Source organism: Rhizobium sp. NFR03 (assembly GCF_900111275.1).
Classification (GTDB): Bacteria; Pseudomonadota; Alphaproteobacteria; order Rhizobiales; family Rhizobiaceae; genus Ferranicluibacter.
The window spans coordinates 1-18520 of the sequence record NZ_FOGR01000005.1 but is presented as its reverse complement, the minus strand read 5'-3'; the positions used below and the strand labels follow the sequence as shown (position 1 = coordinate 18520).

14 protein-coding genes and 1 tRNA gene are annotated in these 18520 nt (G+C 62.8%); 7 read left to right on the top strand and 8 right to left on the bottom strand.

Annotated features, from left to right (window positions below):
- Nucleotides 1–45: 45 nt before the first annotated feature.
- Complete coding sequence (locus tag BSG19_RS16490) at nt 46–3294, top strand: glycosyltransferase (RefSeq protein ID WP_092989148.1); 3249 nt, start codon at nt 46–48, stop codon at nt 3292–3294.
- Complete coding sequence (locus BSG19_RS16485; RefSeq protein WP_244529293.1) at nt 3291–5618, top strand: glycosyltransferase family 4 protein; 2328 nt, start codon at nt 3291–3293, stop codon at nt 5616–5618. The genes BSG19_RS16490 and BSG19_RS16485 overlap by 4 nt, the downstream gene beginning before the upstream one ends.
- A 71-nt stretch (nt 5619–5689) precedes the next feature.
- Here the strand turns inward: BSG19_RS16485 and BSG19_RS16480 are convergent, their stop codons facing one another.
- From BSG19_RS16480 to BSG19_RS16455, 6 genes are all read right to left on the bottom strand, one after another.
- Nucleotides 5690–6001 (bottom strand): Dabb family protein, encoded by a 312-nt coding sequence (locus BSG19_RS16480; protein WP_092989147.1) that lies wholly within the window; start codon nt 5999–6001, stop codon nt 5690–5692.
- A gap of 92 nt (nt 6002–6093) precedes the next feature.
- A complete protein-coding gene (paoC, locus tag BSG19_RS16475; protein WP_092989146.1) occupies nt 6094–8292 on the bottom strand; it encodes an aldehyde oxidoreductase molybdenum-binding subunit PaoC in 2199 nt (732 codons plus the stop codon).
- A gap of 4 nt (nt 8293–8296) precedes the next feature.
- The gene (locus BSG19_RS16470) at nt 8297–9247 is read right to left on the bottom strand and encodes an FAD binding domain-containing protein (protein WP_092989145.1); all 951 of its coding nucleotides are present in this window, start codon (nt 9245–9247) and stop codon (nt 8297–8299) included.
- Entirely contained in the window at nt 9244–9915 is a 672-nt protein-coding gene (gene paoA, locus BSG19_RS16465; protein ID WP_170866015.1) for an aldehyde dehydrogenase iron-sulfur subunit PaoA, read from the bottom strand. Before paoA ends, BSG19_RS16470 begins: the two co-directional genes overlap by 4 nt.
- A 133-nt stretch (nt 9916–10048) precedes the next feature.
- The gene (locus BSG19_RS16460) at nt 10049–10996 is read right to left on the bottom strand and encodes a DMT family transporter (RefSeq protein WP_092989439.1); all 948 of its coding nucleotides are present in this window, start codon (nt 10994–10996) and stop codon (nt 10049–10051) included.
- 91 nt (nt 10997–11087) lie between these two features.
- On the bottom strand, nt 11088–11666 hold the full coding sequence (locus tag BSG19_RS16455; protein WP_244529292.1) for a TetR/AcrR family transcriptional regulator: 579 nt from the start codon (nt 11664–11666) through the stop codon (nt 11088–11090).
- Between the two features lie 203 nt (nt 11667–11869).
- On the opposite strand from BSG19_RS16455, the gene BSG19_RS16450 reads away from it, so the two are divergent.
- The 5 genes from BSG19_RS16450 to BSG19_RS16430 all read left to right on the top strand — a co-directional run bounded on the left by BSG19_RS16450 (nt 11870) and on the right by BSG19_RS16430 (nt 17148).
- Nucleotides 11870–12388, top strand: coding sequence for a (2Fe-2S)-binding protein (locus tag BSG19_RS16450; protein ID WP_092989438.1), 519 nt, complete (start codon nt 11870–11872; stop codon nt 12386–12388).
- Complete coding sequence (locus BSG19_RS16445; RefSeq protein ID WP_092989143.1) at nt 12385–13458, top strand: FAD binding domain-containing protein; 1074 nt, start codon at nt 12385–12387, stop codon at nt 13456–13458. The genes BSG19_RS16450 and BSG19_RS16445 overlap by 4 nt, the downstream gene beginning before the upstream one ends.
- Nucleotides 13448–15709 (top strand): xanthine dehydrogenase family protein molybdopterin-binding subunit, encoded by a 2262-nt coding sequence (locus tag BSG19_RS16440; protein WP_092989142.1) that lies wholly within the window; start codon nt 13448–13450, stop codon nt 15707–15709. Before BSG19_RS16445 ends, BSG19_RS16440 begins: the two co-directional genes overlap by 11 nt.
- A 298-nt stretch (nt 15710–16007) precedes the next feature.
- Nucleotides 16008–16265, top strand: coding sequence for a DUF6894 family protein (locus BSG19_RS16435; protein WP_092989141.1), 258 nt, complete (start codon nt 16008–16010; stop codon nt 16263–16265).
- A gap of 151 nt (nt 16266–16416) precedes the next feature.
- Entirely contained in the window at nt 16417–17148 is a 732-nt protein-coding gene (locus BSG19_RS16430; RefSeq protein WP_092989140.1) for a Crp/Fnr family transcriptional regulator, read from the top strand.
- 131 nt (nt 17149–17279) lie between these two features.
- Here BSG19_RS16430 and BSG19_RS16425 read toward each other — a convergent pair whose 3' ends face one another.
- Nucleotides 17280–18071, bottom strand: a complete 792-nt coding sequence (locus BSG19_RS16425; protein ID WP_092989139.1) for a Crp/Fnr family transcriptional regulator — start codon at nt 18069–18071, stop codon at nt 17280–17282.
- Between the two features lie 272 nt (nt 18072–18343).
- Nucleotides 18344–18420: transfer RNA gene (locus tag BSG19_RS16420), tRNA-Met, on the bottom strand.
- Nucleotides 18421–18520 lie beyond the last annotated feature (100 nt).

The following is an 18520-nucleotide window of genomic DNA, read 5'->3' as shown; positions in this document are numbered from 1 at the left end:
CGACGGCACCGCTGGCTGGACGGACGCCGGAGCAGCCGGCACCCCATGCCTGAGCAGTCAGCAAGACGCCCGCGCATCGTTCTCGCCACCGACAGCCTTGACCCTTCGGGGCTGGGCGAGCACATGCTGGCATTGGCACGCGGATTAGCGCCGGATCACGATGTTTTCCTGATAGCCGATCCCGAAAGGGCCAACCATCTTCTGACCAAAGCCGCGAGGCGGGGTATTGCCGTCAAGGATCTCGTGCCTGCCGATGAGTTGCAGGCATGGCTGAGACGGGCGGGTATCGATCTGCTGCATGTTCATGCCGGCATCGGATGGGAAGGCCATACGCTTGCAGCTTCGGGCATCGCGGCCGGCATTCCCGTCATCCGCACGGAGCACCTCCCCTATCTGCTGACCGACCCGGACCAGCAAGCACATTACCAAGCGGAAACCGCTGCCCTCGCCCATCATATCGTCGTGTCCGAAGCCTCGCGCAAAACCTATATGGACCGCCATCTCGACCCATCGCGTATGACGGTGGTCCGCAACGGCATCTTCCCGCTCGAGCCGAAAGCGGAACGGCCGAACGTGGCCATGGATCTTTCCGACCGTACCGTCCTCCTTTCCGTCGCGCGCTTCTCGGCACAGAAGGACCACGCGTCCCTGATCCGCGCCCTGCCAGCGGTCATCGAGCGCCACCCCTCCATCGTTCTTCTTCTCGTCGGATCGGGCGAAGAGGAAGCCCGGATCGGGAATTTGGCGAACGAACTCGGCATTGCCGATGTCATTCATTTCCTCGGCCACCGCGAGGATATCGCGGATCTCGTCGCATGCGCCGATCTCTTCGTCCTCCCCTCCCTGTTCGAGGGCCTGCCGCTCGCCGTGCTGGAAGCCATGTCTCTCGGCATACCCGTAGCGGCCACGAAGATCGGCGGCACCGTGGAGGCGCTGGGCGAGGATCACGCCTTCTTCGCCGAACCCGGACATCCAGCCTCGCTGGCCGACACGATCGCGCGGGCTCTCGATGATCCCGCCGGGCGCGCGGCTGTCGGAAGGATCGGGCTGGATCGCTTCCGCCAACACTTCTCTGCCGCCCGAATGGCGGCGGAAACAGCCTCCGTCTACCGGCCTTTCCTGACGCCGAACCTATCCCTGCAAAAGGACCATTCCATGCAAAAGACCCGTCTCGGCTTCATCGGCGTCGGGGGCATCGCCCACCGCCATCTCGACATTCTCGCAACCTTCGAGGATGTGGAACTGGTTGCGTTTGCCGATCCGGATTCGGCCCGCGCCGATGACGCGGCCCGTCGCTTCGGCGCGAAATCCTTCACCAGCCATCGCGACATGCTGGAAAACGAACGCCTGGACGCCGTCTACATCTGCGTGCCGCCTTTTGCCCATGGCGAACCGGAGCGCGATCTGATTGCCCATGGTATTCCGTTCTTCGTTGAAAAGCCGGTGTCGCTCGACATCGCTCTTGCCGAAGAGATCGCAGCCGGCATCGCGGCGAAGAACCTCGTGACGGCGGTCGGCTATCACTGGCGCTATCTCGACACCGTGGAGGAAGCCCGCGCACTGCTGACGGACAACCCCGCCCAGCTATTATCCGGTTACTGGCTGGATTCGACGCCGCCGCCGCAATGGTGGTGGAAAGAAGACAAGTCGGGCGGCCAGATGGTCGAGCAGACGACGCATCTTCTGGATCTGGCGCGCTTTCTGATCGGCGAAGTCACCGAGGTCTATGGCCGTGCGGGCCATGCCGACCGTCAGGACTTCCCCGGTCTCGACGTTCCCACAGTCAGCACCGCCAGCCTTACCTTCCAGTCCGGCGTCGTCGCCAACATCGCCTCGACCTGCCTTCTCGGCTGGAGCCACCGCGTCGGTCTGCACATCTTTGCCGACAAGCTCGCCATCGAGCTGACCGACCGCGACATCATGGTCGATGTCGGTCGCGGCCGGCCGGTTCGCCAGGCAGACGGCGATCCGGTCTGGCGGGAGGACCGGGACTTCATCGACGCGGTGCGGGGGGCTGAGAACCGCATTCGCTGCCCCTATGCCGACGCCGTCGCCACGCACCGTCTGGCACTCGCCGTCGTCGCCTCGTCACGCAGCGGCGAGCCGGTGCATCTCGACATCACCGAGAGCGCGAGGACACCGCCGGCAACGCTCCGGTTCCAGCCGCGTCCGGAGGAAGCGCCACGCGGAATGCCGCCGGGCCATCGCAAGATCCGCTCGCTGGGCATCGAGGCACCCGGACGCGCCTATGTCTTCGAGTATGAGGAAGGCCCGCCTGCCGACGGCCAGGTACGCCTGGAAACGCTCTATACCGGGCTGTCCGCCGGCACCGAACTGACGTTCCTGAAAAACACAAATCCCTACTTCCGCTCGCGCTTCGATGCCGGCCGTGGCGTCTTCATCGAGAACGAGCCGGACCTGCATTACCCCGTACCCTTCCTTGGCTACATGGAAGTCGCCCGCGTGGCGGAATCCCGCGCCGGCGGGTACGCCGAAGGCGACGTGCTGGCAACGACCTATGCGCACAAGACAGGCCATACGGCAGACCCCTATCATGATGTCCTCGTTCCCATGCCGGCGGAGATCGATCCGCTTCTCGGCGTCCTGGTCGCCCAGATGGGGCCGATCGCCGCAAACGGTATCCTTCATGCCGACGCCGAAGCCATGGGCACTCAGGTCGCATCACTCGGTGTCGGCGTTGCCGGGCGACCCGTGCTGGTCATCGGCGCGGGCACCGTCGGCCTGATGACGGCGCTGTTTGCCCGCAAGCTCGGAGCATCCGACGTCGTCATCACCGATCCGTCCGACTTCCGTCGCGCAAAGGCCGAGGCCATGGGCCTTACGGCCATGACGGAGGATCAGGCCTGGCAGCACGCGAAGGCCCGCTGGCATGATGGCGGTTTGGGGCGTGGCGCCGATCTGGTCTTTCAGACACGTGCGCATTCGGGCAGTCTCCAGACCGCGCTGAAGGCCCTGCGTCCGCAGGGAACCGTCATCGATCTCGCCTTCTACCAAGGCGGCGCGGATCATCTGCGTCTCGGCGAGGAATTCCACCACAACGGCCTCAACATCCGCTGCGCCCAGATCAACCGCGTGCCACGCGGCCTGTCCGCGCTCTGGAACCGGCAGCGCCTCGCACGCGAAACCGTCGATCTGCTGCGCCATGACGGTGCTGCGATCCGCGAGCACATGATCACGCATGTCGTACCGTTCGAAGACGGCCCTGCTTTCCTTCAGGATCTCGTGGAGCGTCGCCCCGACTTCCTGCAGGTCGTCTTCAAGGTCGGCGCATGATGGAGGCAGCATCGGGGGACCAGCCCATCCGTATCCTCTTCGTCTTCGCGTGGCTGGTCGTCGGCGGAGAGGAGACGGAAGTCCGGCTTCTGGCACAGGCGCTTGATCCCGAACGCTATCGGATCGATGTGGTTGCGTGCTTTCGCAAGCCCGGCATGCCGGAGCAGACGCACGAGCAGTTGCGGGATCTCGGCGTTTCCGTGGACACGGCTCCCTACACCATGTCGTTCGAGGATACCGTCTCCTATCTCGCCGGCAAGGTTCCCGGCTATGATGTCGTCGTGTCCTGTCAGAACGTCGCCGATATCTATCCGGCGCTCGAACGACTGCACATCCGTCCACCGCTGATCGAGCATGGCGGGCTGGTCTCCGAGGCCCTGGCCGGGCCCAAGCACCTGACAACACGCTATGTCGGCGTCTGCCGCTCCATCCGCGATGCCGCGGCGTCGCGCATGCCGGGCCGCGAGGCGGATGCGATCGAGATTCCCTCCATGGTCGATCTCTCGGCCTTCGATCCGTTGCAACGAGCATCGATGCGCGCCAGCCTTGGCCTCTCAGACAGGCATATTCTGATCGGCTGGGTCGGGCGGCTCGATCCGAAGAAGAACGTCGGGGACGTCATCAAGGCGGCGGCGCTGATCAAAGCCGAAAACGCGGATGCCCGCTTCGTCATCGTTGGCGGACCGGATGCCTTCATGCCCGAATATGCCGAAGAGTTGCAGCAACGCGCCACAGCTCTCGGACTGTCGGATGTGCTGCAATTCCTCGGTGACCGGAAGGACATTCCGGACCTGCTTCAGGCCTTTGACATCTTCGTCTGGCTTTCTCGCGGCGAAGGGATGCCGCATGTCATCGCCGAAGCCGGAGCCGCCGGACTGCCGGTCATATCGACGCCCGACAACGGCGCGCTTCAGCAGATCGAGGATGGCGCGACCGGGCTTATCGTCCCTTATGACGACCCGGCGTCCGTGGCCAATGCCGCACGTCGCCTGATCTCCGACCCAAGTCTCCGCCAGACGCTGGGCTGTGCTCTGCGGGAAAAGGTCGAGCGCCTCTACTCCGTGGAAGCCGTGGTTCCGCAGTGGGAGCGCCTGTTCGAAGATATGCTGGCCACGCGTATCACGCGCGGCACGACCGGTCTTTTCCGGTCGTTCGTACAGGGCGGGTTCGAATGCTCCACGCATCGCCTGCGCCCGACGCCAGAGGAACCGCTCGGCCCCCGCCTCGACATGATCGATGATATCGGGCACGACGTTCATGCCGAACGCGACTACCGCCAGCTACAACAATTCGGCATTTGCACCGTGCGCGACGGCTTTCGATGGCACCTGATCGAGCAGCACGGCGCCTTCGACTGGTCGAGTGTCCGGCCCATGCTGCAGGCCGCGGCTCACACCGGTACGCAGGTTATCTGGGATGTTCTCCATTACGGCTGGCCTGACGATATCGATATCTGGACGCCCCGTTTCGTGGATCGCTTCGCCCGGTTTGCGGGCGCCTGCGCGCGCATCGTGCGGGAAGAGAGCGACGACGTTCCGTTCTATTGCCCGGTTAACGAGATCTCGTTCTTCTCCTGGGGCGCGGGTGACGCCGGCTACCTCAATCCCTTCGCGCACGGTCGCGGTTTCGAACTGAAGGTACAGCTGGCGCGAGCCGCCATTGCCGGAATGGACGCCATTCTCGATGTTGATCCCCGTGCCCGCTTCGTCCATTGCGATCCCGTGATCAACGTCATCACCGACCCGTCGAGGCCATGGGAGGCACCGGTCGCGGAAGGACACCGGCAGTCGCAATTTCAGGGATGGGACCTGATTTCAGGCCACTTGTGGCCGCAGATCGGGGGTGCCGAGCGCTATCTCGATGTCATCGGCGTCAACTATTACTTCAACAACCAGTGGATCCACGGCGGTCCGCCTATCGATATCGGCCATCCGCTGTACAAGCCGCTTCGCACCATTCTCATCGAAACCTACGCCCGCTACGGCAAGCCCATGATGATCGCCGAAACCGGCATCGAGGATGACCGCCGGGCCGCGTGGTTCACCTATGTAGCGCAGGAAGCCCTGGCCGCCATGAGGGCCGGCGTACCGCTCGAAGGTCTCTGCCTGTACCCGATCGTCAACCATGCCGGTTGGGACGACAGGCGTCCCTGCCAGAACGGTCTCCTCTCTGCCGCCATGACGCCGGAGGGACGACGCGTCCACGAGCCGCTGGCCGCAGCGATCAAAGCCTTTCAGGAAAGAGACGGGCGCCTGCTGAAGGAGGAGCGGCAACAGGACTCCGGCGAAAGAACACTGAGAACGCAGCAGGTCCTGACCGTCTGATCTGCGAGAAACGCGTTTTTCCCGTTGGGTTTACATCGGGCGGAAGGCAATGAATCGACGTGGCTTATCGGTCAGATCTCAAGGTCGACAACGATGACGCCGTCCGACCCGCCCCTGGTATGGGCGACAATCCGCGCGCCAGCTGCCTGATGGTGCGGATGAACCAGATAGGCATCGCGAACGGCCGCGCTGTCGAAATCGAACCAGAACACATCGTTGAAGCCACGCATCATCTCGGTCTCGACGCTGACATTCGGGCCGGCATGAAAGGCGCGGATGCCATCGACATGCTCCTTCAGCGCTTCCAGCTCATGATAGATCGACTGCTTGTCGGCTTCCGATACACTGTCCTTGAATTTCAAAAGCACGATATGCCGGATCATCGCTGACGTCCTCCCGAACCCGTTTCCACCAAAGCGACATAAGGCTGGCACTCCGAAAGCGCCAGCCTCAAGAGCAAAAGACAATTCGCTCGTCAGCTGATCTGGGGAAGCGCACCGATCAGCTTGTCGAGCGTCACCGGGTAGTTTCTGACCCGGATACCCGTCGCATTGTAGACGGCATTGTTGATCGCCGCTGCCACACCGCAAAGTCCGAGCTCGCCGACGCCTTTCGCTTTCATCGGCGACGACATGGGGTCGGTCTCGTCCATGAAGATGACCTCCTGATGCGGAATGTCCGCATGCACGGGCACCTCGTAGCCGGCAAGATCGTGGTTGACGAAGAAGCCGCGCTTCTTGTCGACCGCCAGCTCCTCGGACAGGGCACCGCCGACACCCATCGTCATTGCGCCGATCACCTGGCTGCGCGCCGTCATCGGATTGAGGATCCGGCCTGCCGCGCAGACGGCGAGCATGCGACGGATGCGGACCTCACCCGTGGCGATATCGACGCCGACTTCCACGAAATGCGCGCCAAAGGTCGACTGCTGCTGCTCTTCGGAGATATCCCCGTACTCGATCGTATCCTCGACGATGAGCGGTGCTTCCCGGACAGCATCCGCCAAGGGCACGCGCCGGTCGCCGGAGATGACCATGCCATCGGCGAAGTCGATGCTCTCGGCGTTGAAACCGAGCGACTGCGCAATGGCTTCCCGCATCTTGACGCAAGCGGCATAAACGCCAGCCGTGGCGCTGTTGCCACCCCACTGCCCACCGGAACCGGACGAGACCGGAAAGCGGGAGTCGCCGAGATTGACGGCCACGCGGTCCAGCGGCAGGCCCAGCATTTCCGCTGCCGTCTGGGCGATTATCGTGTAACTGCCGGTGCCGATGTCCGTCATGTCGGTTTCGACGGTGAGAATGCCCTCGCGATCGAGCTTGATGCGAGCGCCGGATGCCATGACCATATTGTTGCGGAACGCAGCGGCGACACCCATGCCCACCAACCAGTCGCCATCCCGCACGCTGCCGGGGCGCGTGCTGCGCTTGTCCCAGCCGAAACGCTCGGCTCCGAGCTTCATGCAGCCGACGAGATCGCGATGTGAAAAAGCCTTCTCCGGCTTTTCCGGATCGACCTGCGTATCGTTGAGGATGCGGAAGGCGACCGGGTCCTGCCCGAGCTTTTCCGCCATTTCGTCCATGGCCACTTCGAGCGCCATCAGGCCGGGCGCCTCGCCCGGCGCACGCATGGCGTTGCCCTCGGGAAGATCGAGGACGGCAAGCCGCGTGGCGGTCATGCGGTTGGCTCCGGCATAGAGCAGTCGCGTCTGCTGCACCGCTGTCTCTGGGCCACCGCCTTCGAGGTCCCCGGACCAGCTCTCATGGGCAATTGCCGTGATCTTGCCGTCCTGCCCGGCGCCGATGCGGATCCGCTGGATCGTTGCCGGCCGGTGCGTCGTGTTGTTCATGAGGAACGGCCGGGGCAGCGCAACCTTTACCGGGCGACGCGCCGCGCGCGCGGCCAACGCCGCCAGCACTGCATCCGAGCGCAGGAAGAGCTTTGCCCCGAACCCGCCGCCGATGAAAGGCGACATGATGTGGATCTTCTCCTTGTCCATGTCGAGCGCGGTGGCCAGATCGGACCTCCACCAATCGATCATCTGGCTCGATGTCCACACCGTCAGCGCGTCACCGTCCCAGGCAGCGATGGACGCATGCGGTTCCATCATGGCATGCGACTGATCCGGCGTCGTATAGGTCTGGTCGAACTGGACGGTAGCCGCGTCGAAGGCCGACGCGAAATCCCCAGCCGCCGAATCCGGCTCTCCATCTTCGGGCTTCCTGGCGCTTTCCATCGAGGCTTCCAGGTCGAATGCGCCCTTGCCTTCCTCGTAGTCCACCTTGATCAGATGCGCAGCGGCACGCGCCTGCTCGAAGGTCTCGGCGACGACGACGGCCACGGCCTGATGGTAGTGGTGGATGTCCTTGCCGCCGAAGAGTTTAGCCGTATTGCGCTTGGCCTTCTTCAGGTCCGGCATGCTGTCGCTGGTGACGATCGTAATGACACCGGGTGCCTGAGCGGCAGCGGACACATCCATCGCGCGGATGCGTCCCTTGGCAATCGCGGCACCAAGCGGGTAGCCGTAAGCGTAAGGCATGGCATCGTCGTGCCACTCATAGGCATATTTCGCGCGGCCGGTCGTCTTCATCTGCCCGTCGATGCGCTCGATGGGCTTGCCGACCACCGTCATGCGGTCGATCGGGTTCTCTGTTGCAGGTGTATCGAACTTCATGATCTCAACCCTTCGCTTCGGCAAGAACAGCGCCAAGCGTCCGCTCGACCAGCTTCACCTTGTAGGCATTGTGTTCCGTCGGCTGGGCATCGAGCAGCAGGCGACGCGTCACCCGGCCGGCACCGCTCGGAAGATCCTCGTCGGCGGCATCGAGACGCCACGGCTTGTGGGCGACCCCGCCGACAGCGACGCGACCCGTCCCGTCCGGCTGGATCACCGCGCCGACCGAGATGAGCGCAAAGGCATAGGACGCACGATCGCGAACCTTCCTGTAGATCTGCTTGCCGCCGATCGGCTTCGGCAGCACGACCGCCGTGATGATCTCGCCCTTCTTCAGCTCTGTCTCGATATGCGGCGTGTCGCCCGGCAGCCGGTGGAAATCGGCGATCGGGATGCTGCGCTTGGCACCGTCCGAACCGACCGTCTCCACGACGGCATCGAGCACCCGCATGGCGATCGCCATATCGCTCGGATGGGTGGCGATGCAGGACGAGCTGATGCCCACGATGCCGAGCTGACGGCTGAACCCGTCGATGGCGGAACAGCCGCTGCCCGGCTGGCGCTTGTTGCAAGGCTGGTTCGTGTCATAGAAATAGGGACAGCGCGTCCGCTGAAGGAGATTGCCAGCTGTTGTCGCTTTGTTGCGCAGCTGCCCGGAGGCCCCGGCCAGAAGCGCGCGCGACAGAAGACCATAGTCGCGGCGCACCCGTTCGTCCGCAGCCAGATCGCTGTTGCGCACGAGCGCTCCGATCCGCAAGCCCCCCTCCGATGTCGCCTCGATCGTATCGAGCCCCAGCGTATTAACGTCGATCAGATGCGTCGGCGTCTCGATCTCGAGCTTCATGAGGTCGAGCAGGTTCGTGCCGCCGGCGATAAACCGGGCAGCATCATGGGCAGCAGCCGCCTTGGTAGCGGCTTCGACGGAGGTTGCGCGCTCATAGGTGAAGGACTTCATGCCGGCCTCCCCGCGACGTCCGCAATGGCGTCGACGATGTTGGAGTAGGCCCCGCATCGACAGAGGTTCCCGCTCATCCGCTCGCGGATTTCCTCCAGGCTGAACGCGACCTTGGCTGTCAGATCGCCCGTGACGTGGCTCGGCATTCCCGCCTTGATCTCCTCAAGCACAGCGACGGACGAACAGATCTGCCCGGGCGTGCAGTAGCCGCACTGGTAGCCGTCATGCTTCACGAAAGCGGCCTGCATCGGGTGAAGCTTGCCGGGCTCGCCAAGGCCCTCGATCGTGACGACCTCGTCGCCCTCATGCATGATGGCGAGCGACAGACAGGAATTGATCCGCCGTCCATCCACCATGACAGTGCAGGCGCCGCACTGGCCATGATCGCAGCCCTTCTTGGTGCCGGTCAGATGCAGATGCTCCCGAAGGGCGTCCAGAAGCGTCGTGCGGTTGTCGACCGACAGGGTCTGGTCCTGGCCGTTGACCTTGAAGGAGACGCTGGAGGTCTCGCCGGCCGGAATTCCGATCTTCGCGCCAGCCGGCACCTCGGCCTGCTGTGCGCGGGCCTTGGAGGCGACGCCGCTTGCCGCGACGGTTGCCGCGGAGGCCATTAGAAGATCCCTCCGGGATAGATCAAGTTCGCCCTGATTTAGCATTTTCTGCTCCATGTTCTTATGAGATTTCCGCGACATGGCATTGCGCGGATCCATAAGCCGGAGCTAGGGCGGAGTGTCAGGCAGACCAGCCCCAAGACAACGCCTCGGGCCGGACTGCGATCACGAAGGCGACATGATAAGGCTTTTAGCCCCGCGCTTCCGGCTCAGGATCGGCCGTGGCGAGCGAAGCCTGTGCATCGGGCGAGACGACGGCCGACGGCAGCGGCGTACCGCGCTTGCGCTCCCGCATCAGCGTCAGCAAGCCGGAGAAGATGATAAGCGCGATGCCGCCCGCCATGGGCAGGTCGATTGCATCGTCGAAGATGAAATATCCGAAGAGGATCGCCCAGATCATCTGGCTGTATTGCGGTGGCGCGACCAGGTTTGCCGGCGCCATTCGCGCTGCCGTCATCAGCAACGCGTTGCCGGCCGAGCCGAGGATACCGTAGCTGGCGATGAAGACCCACTGCATCGGCGTCGGGATTGCAATGTTCGACAGCATCAGAAGGCCGCTGACAACGAGAACGCCGAGAAGCCCTGCTCCATAGAGCGACATCCGCTTCTCGGTCGGTCCCATGCCGCGCAGGACGACGATGGCGATGGCGGCACTGAAACCGCCGATAGCGCCCGCAAGATGTCCCACTGAAAGCTCGCGAAACCCCGGTCTCAGGACGATCAGCACGCCGATGAAGCCGACGATGACAGCCGACCAGCGCTGCCAGCGCACATCCTCTTTCAGGAAAATGACGGAGAGGATCGTAACGAAGGACGGCAGAAGGAAGAGGAGGCAGAAGGCTTCCGCCATCGGCAGCTTCGTAAAGGTGATGATCGACGCGATGGAGCCAACGGCGCCGCAGGCAAAGCGCAGCAGCCAGAGCATGCGATTGGAGGTTCGAAAGATATCGAGCCAGGAATCCTCCCGCGCCTTGATCAATGGCAGGATAACAAGCCCGAAGACCGCGCCCGCGAAGGCGACCTGATAGGCGGGTATGGCCCCGTCGATGAGTTTGACCGAGGCATCACTGAAAGCAAACACGGCATAGGCGATGAACGCGATGACGACACCGCGAAGGGGAGACTGTGAGACGGGCATGATGTCGAATCGCAAAGGAGGAGGATCCGTCTGCCATAGCCCGAAAGCCACTGCGCGGACAGATGCGGATCAATCGCCGCGCCACCGGAAATCAGCGTTTTCGCAACCCATCGACGAAAACATCGACCATCCGGAGCGCGGTCGGCTGCCAGTCCGCCGGTCCGTGGCTGTAGAAAATGCCGAGCAGCGTCCGCAACAGCTCGTCAGGCGACACGTCGTCCCGGATCGTGCCCGCCGACGCTGCCCGATCGAGCAGAAGACCGATGGCCTCGACCATGCGCTCGTAGGAATAGGCCTTGAGCTCCGACGATCCGACGACGGCTAATTGAAGCCCCTCGATCATTCCCTTTTTGGTCGCGACAAGGCGGACATTGGCCTGAAGCCAGGCTTTGAGTGCGGCGACGGGATCGGCGTCCGTCGAAAGCTCGCGCGCCAGATCGGCGAGAAGATCGACTTCGTGCCGGTATACCGCATCAAAAAGGGCCTCGCGCGTCGGGAAATGACGGTAGAGCGTCCCGATACCGACCCCGGCTTCCCGTGCGACGGCTTCGAGGCTCGTATGCGCGCCACCGAGCCGGAAGACGGCGGTGGCAGCCTCCAGCAGACGTTCCCGGTTGCGAACGGAGTCTGACCGCGGCTTCCGCCTTGCTTTCGCGTGTTCCTGGTCCATCTGCCTAATCATCATCTGAAAGTTGCCAACGGGCTCTTGCTAAACGGAGGCACCCTCCGTATATTGCGTATCACATCGAGGAGACGTTGACCGGAATGTCCGTCCCTCATGCGACGGATCAACAGCGTCAGTCCCGTCTCGTCGAAACGTTCACCGCCCTTGCGGTTCATATCTCATACACCACAAACCTGACTGGAGCACCCATGCCTTTCTCCATCAGCCTTACCGTCAATGGTCAACCGAACAGCATCGCGCTTGACGATCCGCGCGTGACGCTGCTCGACCTCCTGCGCGAGCGGCTTCACCTCACCGGCACCAAGAAGGGCTGCGACCGGGGCCAGTGTGGCGCCTGCACGGTTATTCTCGACGGACGGCGCATCAATGCCTGTCTGACACTGGCTGCAACCCTCGACGGCAGCACGGTCACAACCATCGAAGGCCTTGCCGAAGGCACGGAACTGCACCCTGTGCAGGCAGCTTTCATCGCCTGCGACGGCCTGCAATGCGGCTACTGCACGCCCGGCCAGATCATGAGCGCGGTCGGCCTCCTCTCCGAGGGACATGCCGGCAATGACCCTGAACGCGTGCGCGAACTGATGAGCGGCAATATCTGTCGATGCGGTGCCTATCAGGGCATCACCCAGGCGGTGCTGGAGGCAGGCCAGATCCTCTCGCAGAACAATACGGCACAGTCTCGGGAAAACGGAAGGAACGCGGCATGAATCGCTTCGACTTCATCCGCCCGGCAAACATCGCCGAGGCCGTGACAGCCGCAGCCGTCCCGGGATCCGTCTATCTCGCCGCCGGGACCAATCTGCTCGACCTGATGAAAATCGGCGTGACGCGACCAGAGCGCGTCATCGACATCAGCAGGCTTCCGGGTCTCGACCGTATCGAATGGCTGTCGGACGGTAGCGTTCGCATCGGCGCGCTTATGCGCAATGCGGACCTTGCCTACGACACCCGCTTTGCCGCGACCTATCCCGCCATCGCGGAAGCCTTGTTGTCGGGCGCCTCCGCACAGTTGCGCAACGCCGCAACGGTCGGCGGAAACCTCTTGCAGCGAACGCGTTGCGCCTATTTTCAGGATACCGCCAGTGCCTGCAATCGCCGCGAACCGGGCTCCGGCTGTGACGCTTTGCACGGTGAGAACCGCCTCCACGCCGTTCTCGGCTGGTCGGAACAGTGTATCGCCACGCACCCCTCGGACTTCTGCGTGCCCCTGGCGGCGCTTGGTGCCGTGATCGAGATCGAAGGTGTGGGGGGACGCAGGGACATCCCGATCGAAAGCCTCCACAGCCTTCCCGATGCCTCGCGTGCGCTTGAGTCCACTCTCGCGCCGGGCGACTTCATCACTGGCCTGCGCCTGCCACCGGAGGCCGCATCCTTTGCCGGAAATGCCCGTTACGTGAAGCTGCGCGAGCGCACGTCCTACGCCTTCGCGGTGGTTTCGGCGGCCGCCATGCTCGACATGGACGGCGACACGATCCGCGCATCGAGACTGGCAATAGGCGCCGTCGCCGCCAAGCCATGGCGTGCGCACGAGGCGGAGGCGGTGCTTGTCGGTCAAAAGGCGGGCCGCGAAATCTTCGAGAAGGCCGCGACCGCAGCCCTTGCCGACGCGCGGCCTTCCGGCGACAACGCGTTCAAGATCACGCTGGCCCACCGCATTCTCGTTCGCGCGCTGATGCTCGCCTACGAAGGCACGCCGAAGGTCATGCCCGCGCTCCCTGCCTCGCCCTTCCCCGAACAGCACCTTTCCGCACCGAAGGCAGATCTTCATGTCGCTTGAGACCCATATCGCCCCCGTCGCCACGAGCCGTTACGGCTCCAATGCCGGTCAGCCTCTCACCCGCCGCGATGGCCTCCTCAAGGTCACCGGCCGTGCGACCTACGCGGCCGACAATCACCCCGAAGGTATGCTGTTTGCGGTCATGGCGGTGAGCCGCATTGCCCGCGGGCGTGTCCGCTCCATGAACATCGAAGCGGCCAGGGCCCATCCGGGCGTCGTCGAGGTGCTGACGCCGGCTAATCGGCCACCACTGTTCCACGATCCGAACGAGAGGATTCCGCCCTTCGGCTTCCGCGTCGAAGTGCTTCAGGACGATAGCGTGCGCTACGTCAATCAGCCGATTGCGCTGGTCATCGCCGAAACGCTGGAAGCCGCCACGGAAGGCGCTGCCCTGCTCGATCCGCAATATGACACCGAGCCTGCCCGCGTTGGCTTGGAAACCGGGGTTCGCTTCGACCCGTCGGGCGTCGGCATCGGGGGGACCCCGAAGACCGCCCATGGAGATGTCGAGGCGGGCTTATCGAAAGCCCCCATCGCCATAGACGTAGAGGTCGAGACGCCGCCTCAATACCACAACGCCATGGAGCCGCATGCCGTGGTCGCGGAGTGGGACGGTGATCGCGTGGTTCTCGACATGCCGAACCAGGCGCTGGCGATCAGTTGCGCGTCCTATGCCGCCTTCTTTGGCATTCCCGTTGAGAACGTTACGATCCGCTCGCCCTTCCTCGGCGGCGGCTTCGGCTCCAAGGCTATCCTCAACGGGCCGCAGATCCTGGCGATCCTCGCAGCCCGCATGCTGAACCGCCCGGTCAAGCTGGCGCTGACCCGCGCCCAGATGTACGGCCCCGTCAGTCATCGAGGCCAGACGTGGCAGAAGCTTCGCATGGGTATGGAAAGGGATGGCGCGCTGATCGCGCTCCATCACCACTCACTTTCGGCCACATCCGCCTTTGAAGACTTTCTGGAGCCTGCGGCCAATGCATCCCTGCCGCTTTATGCAAGCCCGGCGATCCTCGTCGAGCATGAAGGGATACGGCTCGACACGGGCACGCCCGGGCCCATGCGCGCACCGGGCGAAGCGTCCGGCTCCGCAGCCCTCGAAGTCGCGATCGACGAGGCGGCGGAAGCCTGCGGCATGGATCCTCTGGCGTTCCGCCTGAAGAATTACGCCGAAACCGAGCCGGCGACGGGCAAGCCTTTCTCCTCCAAGGCGCTGCGCACCTGTTATGAAGAAGGAGCCGCCCGCTTCGGCTGGTCGCGCCGTCCGCGCTCAGCAGGGCAGATGCGGGATGAAAACGGACTGCTCGTCGGCTGGGGAATGGGCACTGCCGTGTTCGGCTGTCCGCATTTCCCTGCCGAGGCCCGGGCGACGCTTCGCGCCGACGGCACGGCACTGGTCGAAACAGGTGCTGCCGACATGGGCCAGGGCGCGTGGACGGCCCTCGCCCAGATCGCAGCCGAGGCGCTGGGCCTCGAGCCGGATCAGGTCGAGTTCCATTCAGGTCTTTCAACGTTGCCCGATGCCGGCGTTGCCGGCGGCTCGGGCCACACGGCCAGCGCCGGCCTCGCCCTCAATCAGGCTGGTGGGGACGCGATCGCACAACTCTCGGACCTCGCCGTCAACGATCCCCAATCGCCCTTGTTCGGCGCGGGGAATATCGGCGTCACCGCACGCGGCGGCCGGCTCTATCGACGGGACGATGAAAGCCGCAGTGAGAGCTATGCGCAGATCCTCGCCCGTGCCGGACGTTCCCATGTCGCGGGGACGGCGAAATCCAATCGCGACCCGGCCATTGCTTCGGGACATGCGCTGTATTCGCATGGCGCCGTCTTTGCGGAGGTGAAAATCGATCCGGATCTCGGCCAGATCCGCACCACGCGCCTCATTGGCGCCTTCGCCGCAGGGCGCATCATCAATCCCCGGCTGGTGCAGAGCCAGTATTTCGGGGGTATGATCTGGGGGATCTCGTTCGCCCTCCACGAAGAGGCGGTGACGGACAAGAGGACGGGCCGGATCATGAACGCCGACCTCGCCGAATATCATGTGCCGGTAAATGCGGACGTGCCCCCGCTGGAGGCAATTCTCGTCCCTGAGGATGACGCCATCGTCAATCCAATCGGCGTCAAGGGCGTCGGAGAAATCGGAATCACTGGCACCGTGGGCGCTATTGCCAATGCTGTCTGGCACGCGACCGGAAAACGCGTCCGCAAGTTCCCGATCCGCATCGAGGACGTGATGTCCTCGCGATAGGCTGGGCAGATCATACCAGGTGTCGATGATAGAAACGTACAGTTTCCTATCATCGACACCTGGTATGATGTCCGGCGCCGCATCTCGAACGCGCCAAGCCGGACACGTCTCCCTCCCTCCCTCTCTCTCTCTCTCTCTCTCTCTCGACAAACCTGCCTGCAATATGATTCGTGAACATCGTAACGCGAATGCGCCTTGTTGCAGGCGCAATCAAAGCGCAATTATAAAGTGTCGAGTTCGTCACTGCGCGAGCTACCGCGGGAGGAATGCTCCTCTTGTCGAACATCAGGAGCGACAGGTGGCCCGCTATTACTTCAATCTCCATGACGGGGAAGATATTCCCGATACGATCGGCTCTGAACACGACGATATAGCGAGTGTTCGAGAAGAAGCTGTCGAGAGCATCGCGGAACGGCTTCGCGGTCGTCTGCTGGAAAAACAAGATGTTTCGGCGTGGTTGATGAACGTTACGAATGACGCCGGGTTGACGGTCCTCGTCGTCAGTTTTTCTGCATCCGTACAGATTATTCCTGATACACCATCACGATCGCATTGATCCCAAAAAAGATCTTAAACTGGAATTGTCAAATTCGTACAAAGGGCGGCACGGACTTGGTCGGCCCTTATCTTTTTGTATGTAAAAGATTATTCTTATCGCTTGGTTCGGCTTGGAATGAGAGCGGGCTCCTTCCCGGCGAGAGCTTGCAATGACACATTTCGATCAATCGCGGGTCCGCAACCTCCTTTTAGAGAGACTCCCGCCGGAAGCTTTCGAAGAATTGCGCCCGGCCATGGTCGCCATCGATCTTCCCATCAGACATGAAATCGTCCGCGCCAATGAGCTGACCTCCCACGTCTGCTTCATTGAAAGCGGGCTGGCCTCGGTCGTCGCCACGACCCGTGATGAGGAAGCCATCGAGGTCGGTCATATCGGCTGCGAGGGGCTCTCCGGCGTCAATATCGTCCTGAAAGTGGATCGGACGCCGAACCGCACCTTCATGCAGGTTTCCGGCCACGGTATCTCGGTTCCCGTCGCGGCGTTTGCATCCATGCTGGCAAACAATCCCGACGCGAACGATCTCATGCTGAAATATGTGCACTGTGCCGAACTGCAACTGTCACATTCCGCCCTTGCCAATGCGCGCTACAAAATGCACGAGCGCCTCGCTCGCTGGCTGCTGATGTGTCATGACCGGCTATCGACGGACGACCTCCCCCTGACGCACGAGTTTCTGTCTGTGATGCTGGGCGTGCGCCGCTCGGGGATTACCAACGAACTCCACATCATCGAAGGCATGCGCGTCATCAAGGCAACCCGCGGCAATATTCGTGTCCTCAGCCGCTCCGGCCTCGAGGAAATCGCCGGTGGTAGCTACGGCACGCCGGAGAAGGAATACGAACGACTGATGGGAACCTGGCTCCACAGCCGCCGGGCCTGATCGGAAACACGCTCTGTCTTCTCGCCTGTCGCTGAAGCCCCTTCTCCACTGACGCACGACGTCGTTCCAACACCGCCTAACGGAATATGATATCGTTGCGTCATACTCGCTGCCGGAGCATTGGTTTCAACTCATAGCCCTACCTGTTGCGTCTCAAGGCGCTCATCTTCCGTGGGGATTGGGGTGAGTGCCTCTGGATCGACCTGCGGGACATCGCCTCGCCGGATCAGGCGTTCGTACTCCTCCTCAGGCGTGCCATAGCAACCGCCAGCGATCCGGAGCAGCGTCTCACGGTTTAATATCCGGATCTGCCCGCGGGTCGATCGGATTGCCCGCGTTCCCTCCAGAACATGAAGCTGGTCTGTAACGCTCGCCCGACGCACACCCAGCATCAAGCTGAGGAAATCATGCGTTAGCGTGAGAGTGTCACCTTCGATGCGATCGTGACACATCAGGAGCCAGCGAGCGAGCCTCTGCGGAAGGCTGTACCGTGATGTGGCAAGGGTCGTGAACGAAAGTTGCAGATCACAGGTATGGATATAACGCAGCAACAGCAGCCGGGCTTGCGGATCGTCCAGAAGCGACACAACGTCACGTGCGGGAACCTTGAGTCCACGCCCCGGCATCTGCATGAAGGTCCGCGTGGGGCTTTGATCAGCACCCAGCACAACTGTGTAGCCCGTCATACCCTCGTACCCGATATGACGCATCTCGATCCGCCGACCGGAATCGTCCTCGACGACCATCGAGGCGAGGCCGGCTTCGATGAAAACGACATGTTCGATCGGTTCGTCCGGTAAAGCCAGCGGGTAACGCAGCGGCAAATCAAGCGGCTGGAGATGCGGCGCAAGCTTTTCGAATGCAGAAGCCGGCAAACGGCGCAGCAGCGTATTCCTAACCTCTTCCTGCGTCAGTTCTGACATGCCCCCCCCCTTTCTGGATGGCACCGAACAACACAGGCGCGAAGCGGTTGCGGCAGGGACGCGTCTGTACGTTTTTAACGATGAGGTATGTCTGAATGATCCGGATGAACGTCAGGTATCCATCGAGACCGTAGGTCCTTCGCCGCGCCAGGCTCCCGCCGTTCTGTCACTCTGCCGGTCTATTTCCGCCTCAGCGTCATGCCGGCACGACAAAACCCCCGGGGCGGGCGCCTACGGGGGTTTGTTTTGTGTGCAGTATGACGGATTTGATTTGGTTGCGGGGGCAGGATTTGAACCTGCGGCCTTCAGGTTATGAGCCTGACGAGCTACCGGGCTGCTCCACCCCGCGGAAGGGAAAGGGACTGAGATTGTTTGAGAAGATGGTATATGTTTGCCTTTAGCAGACCTGGCAGCGACCGACTCTCCCGCGTCTTAAGACGAAGTACCAT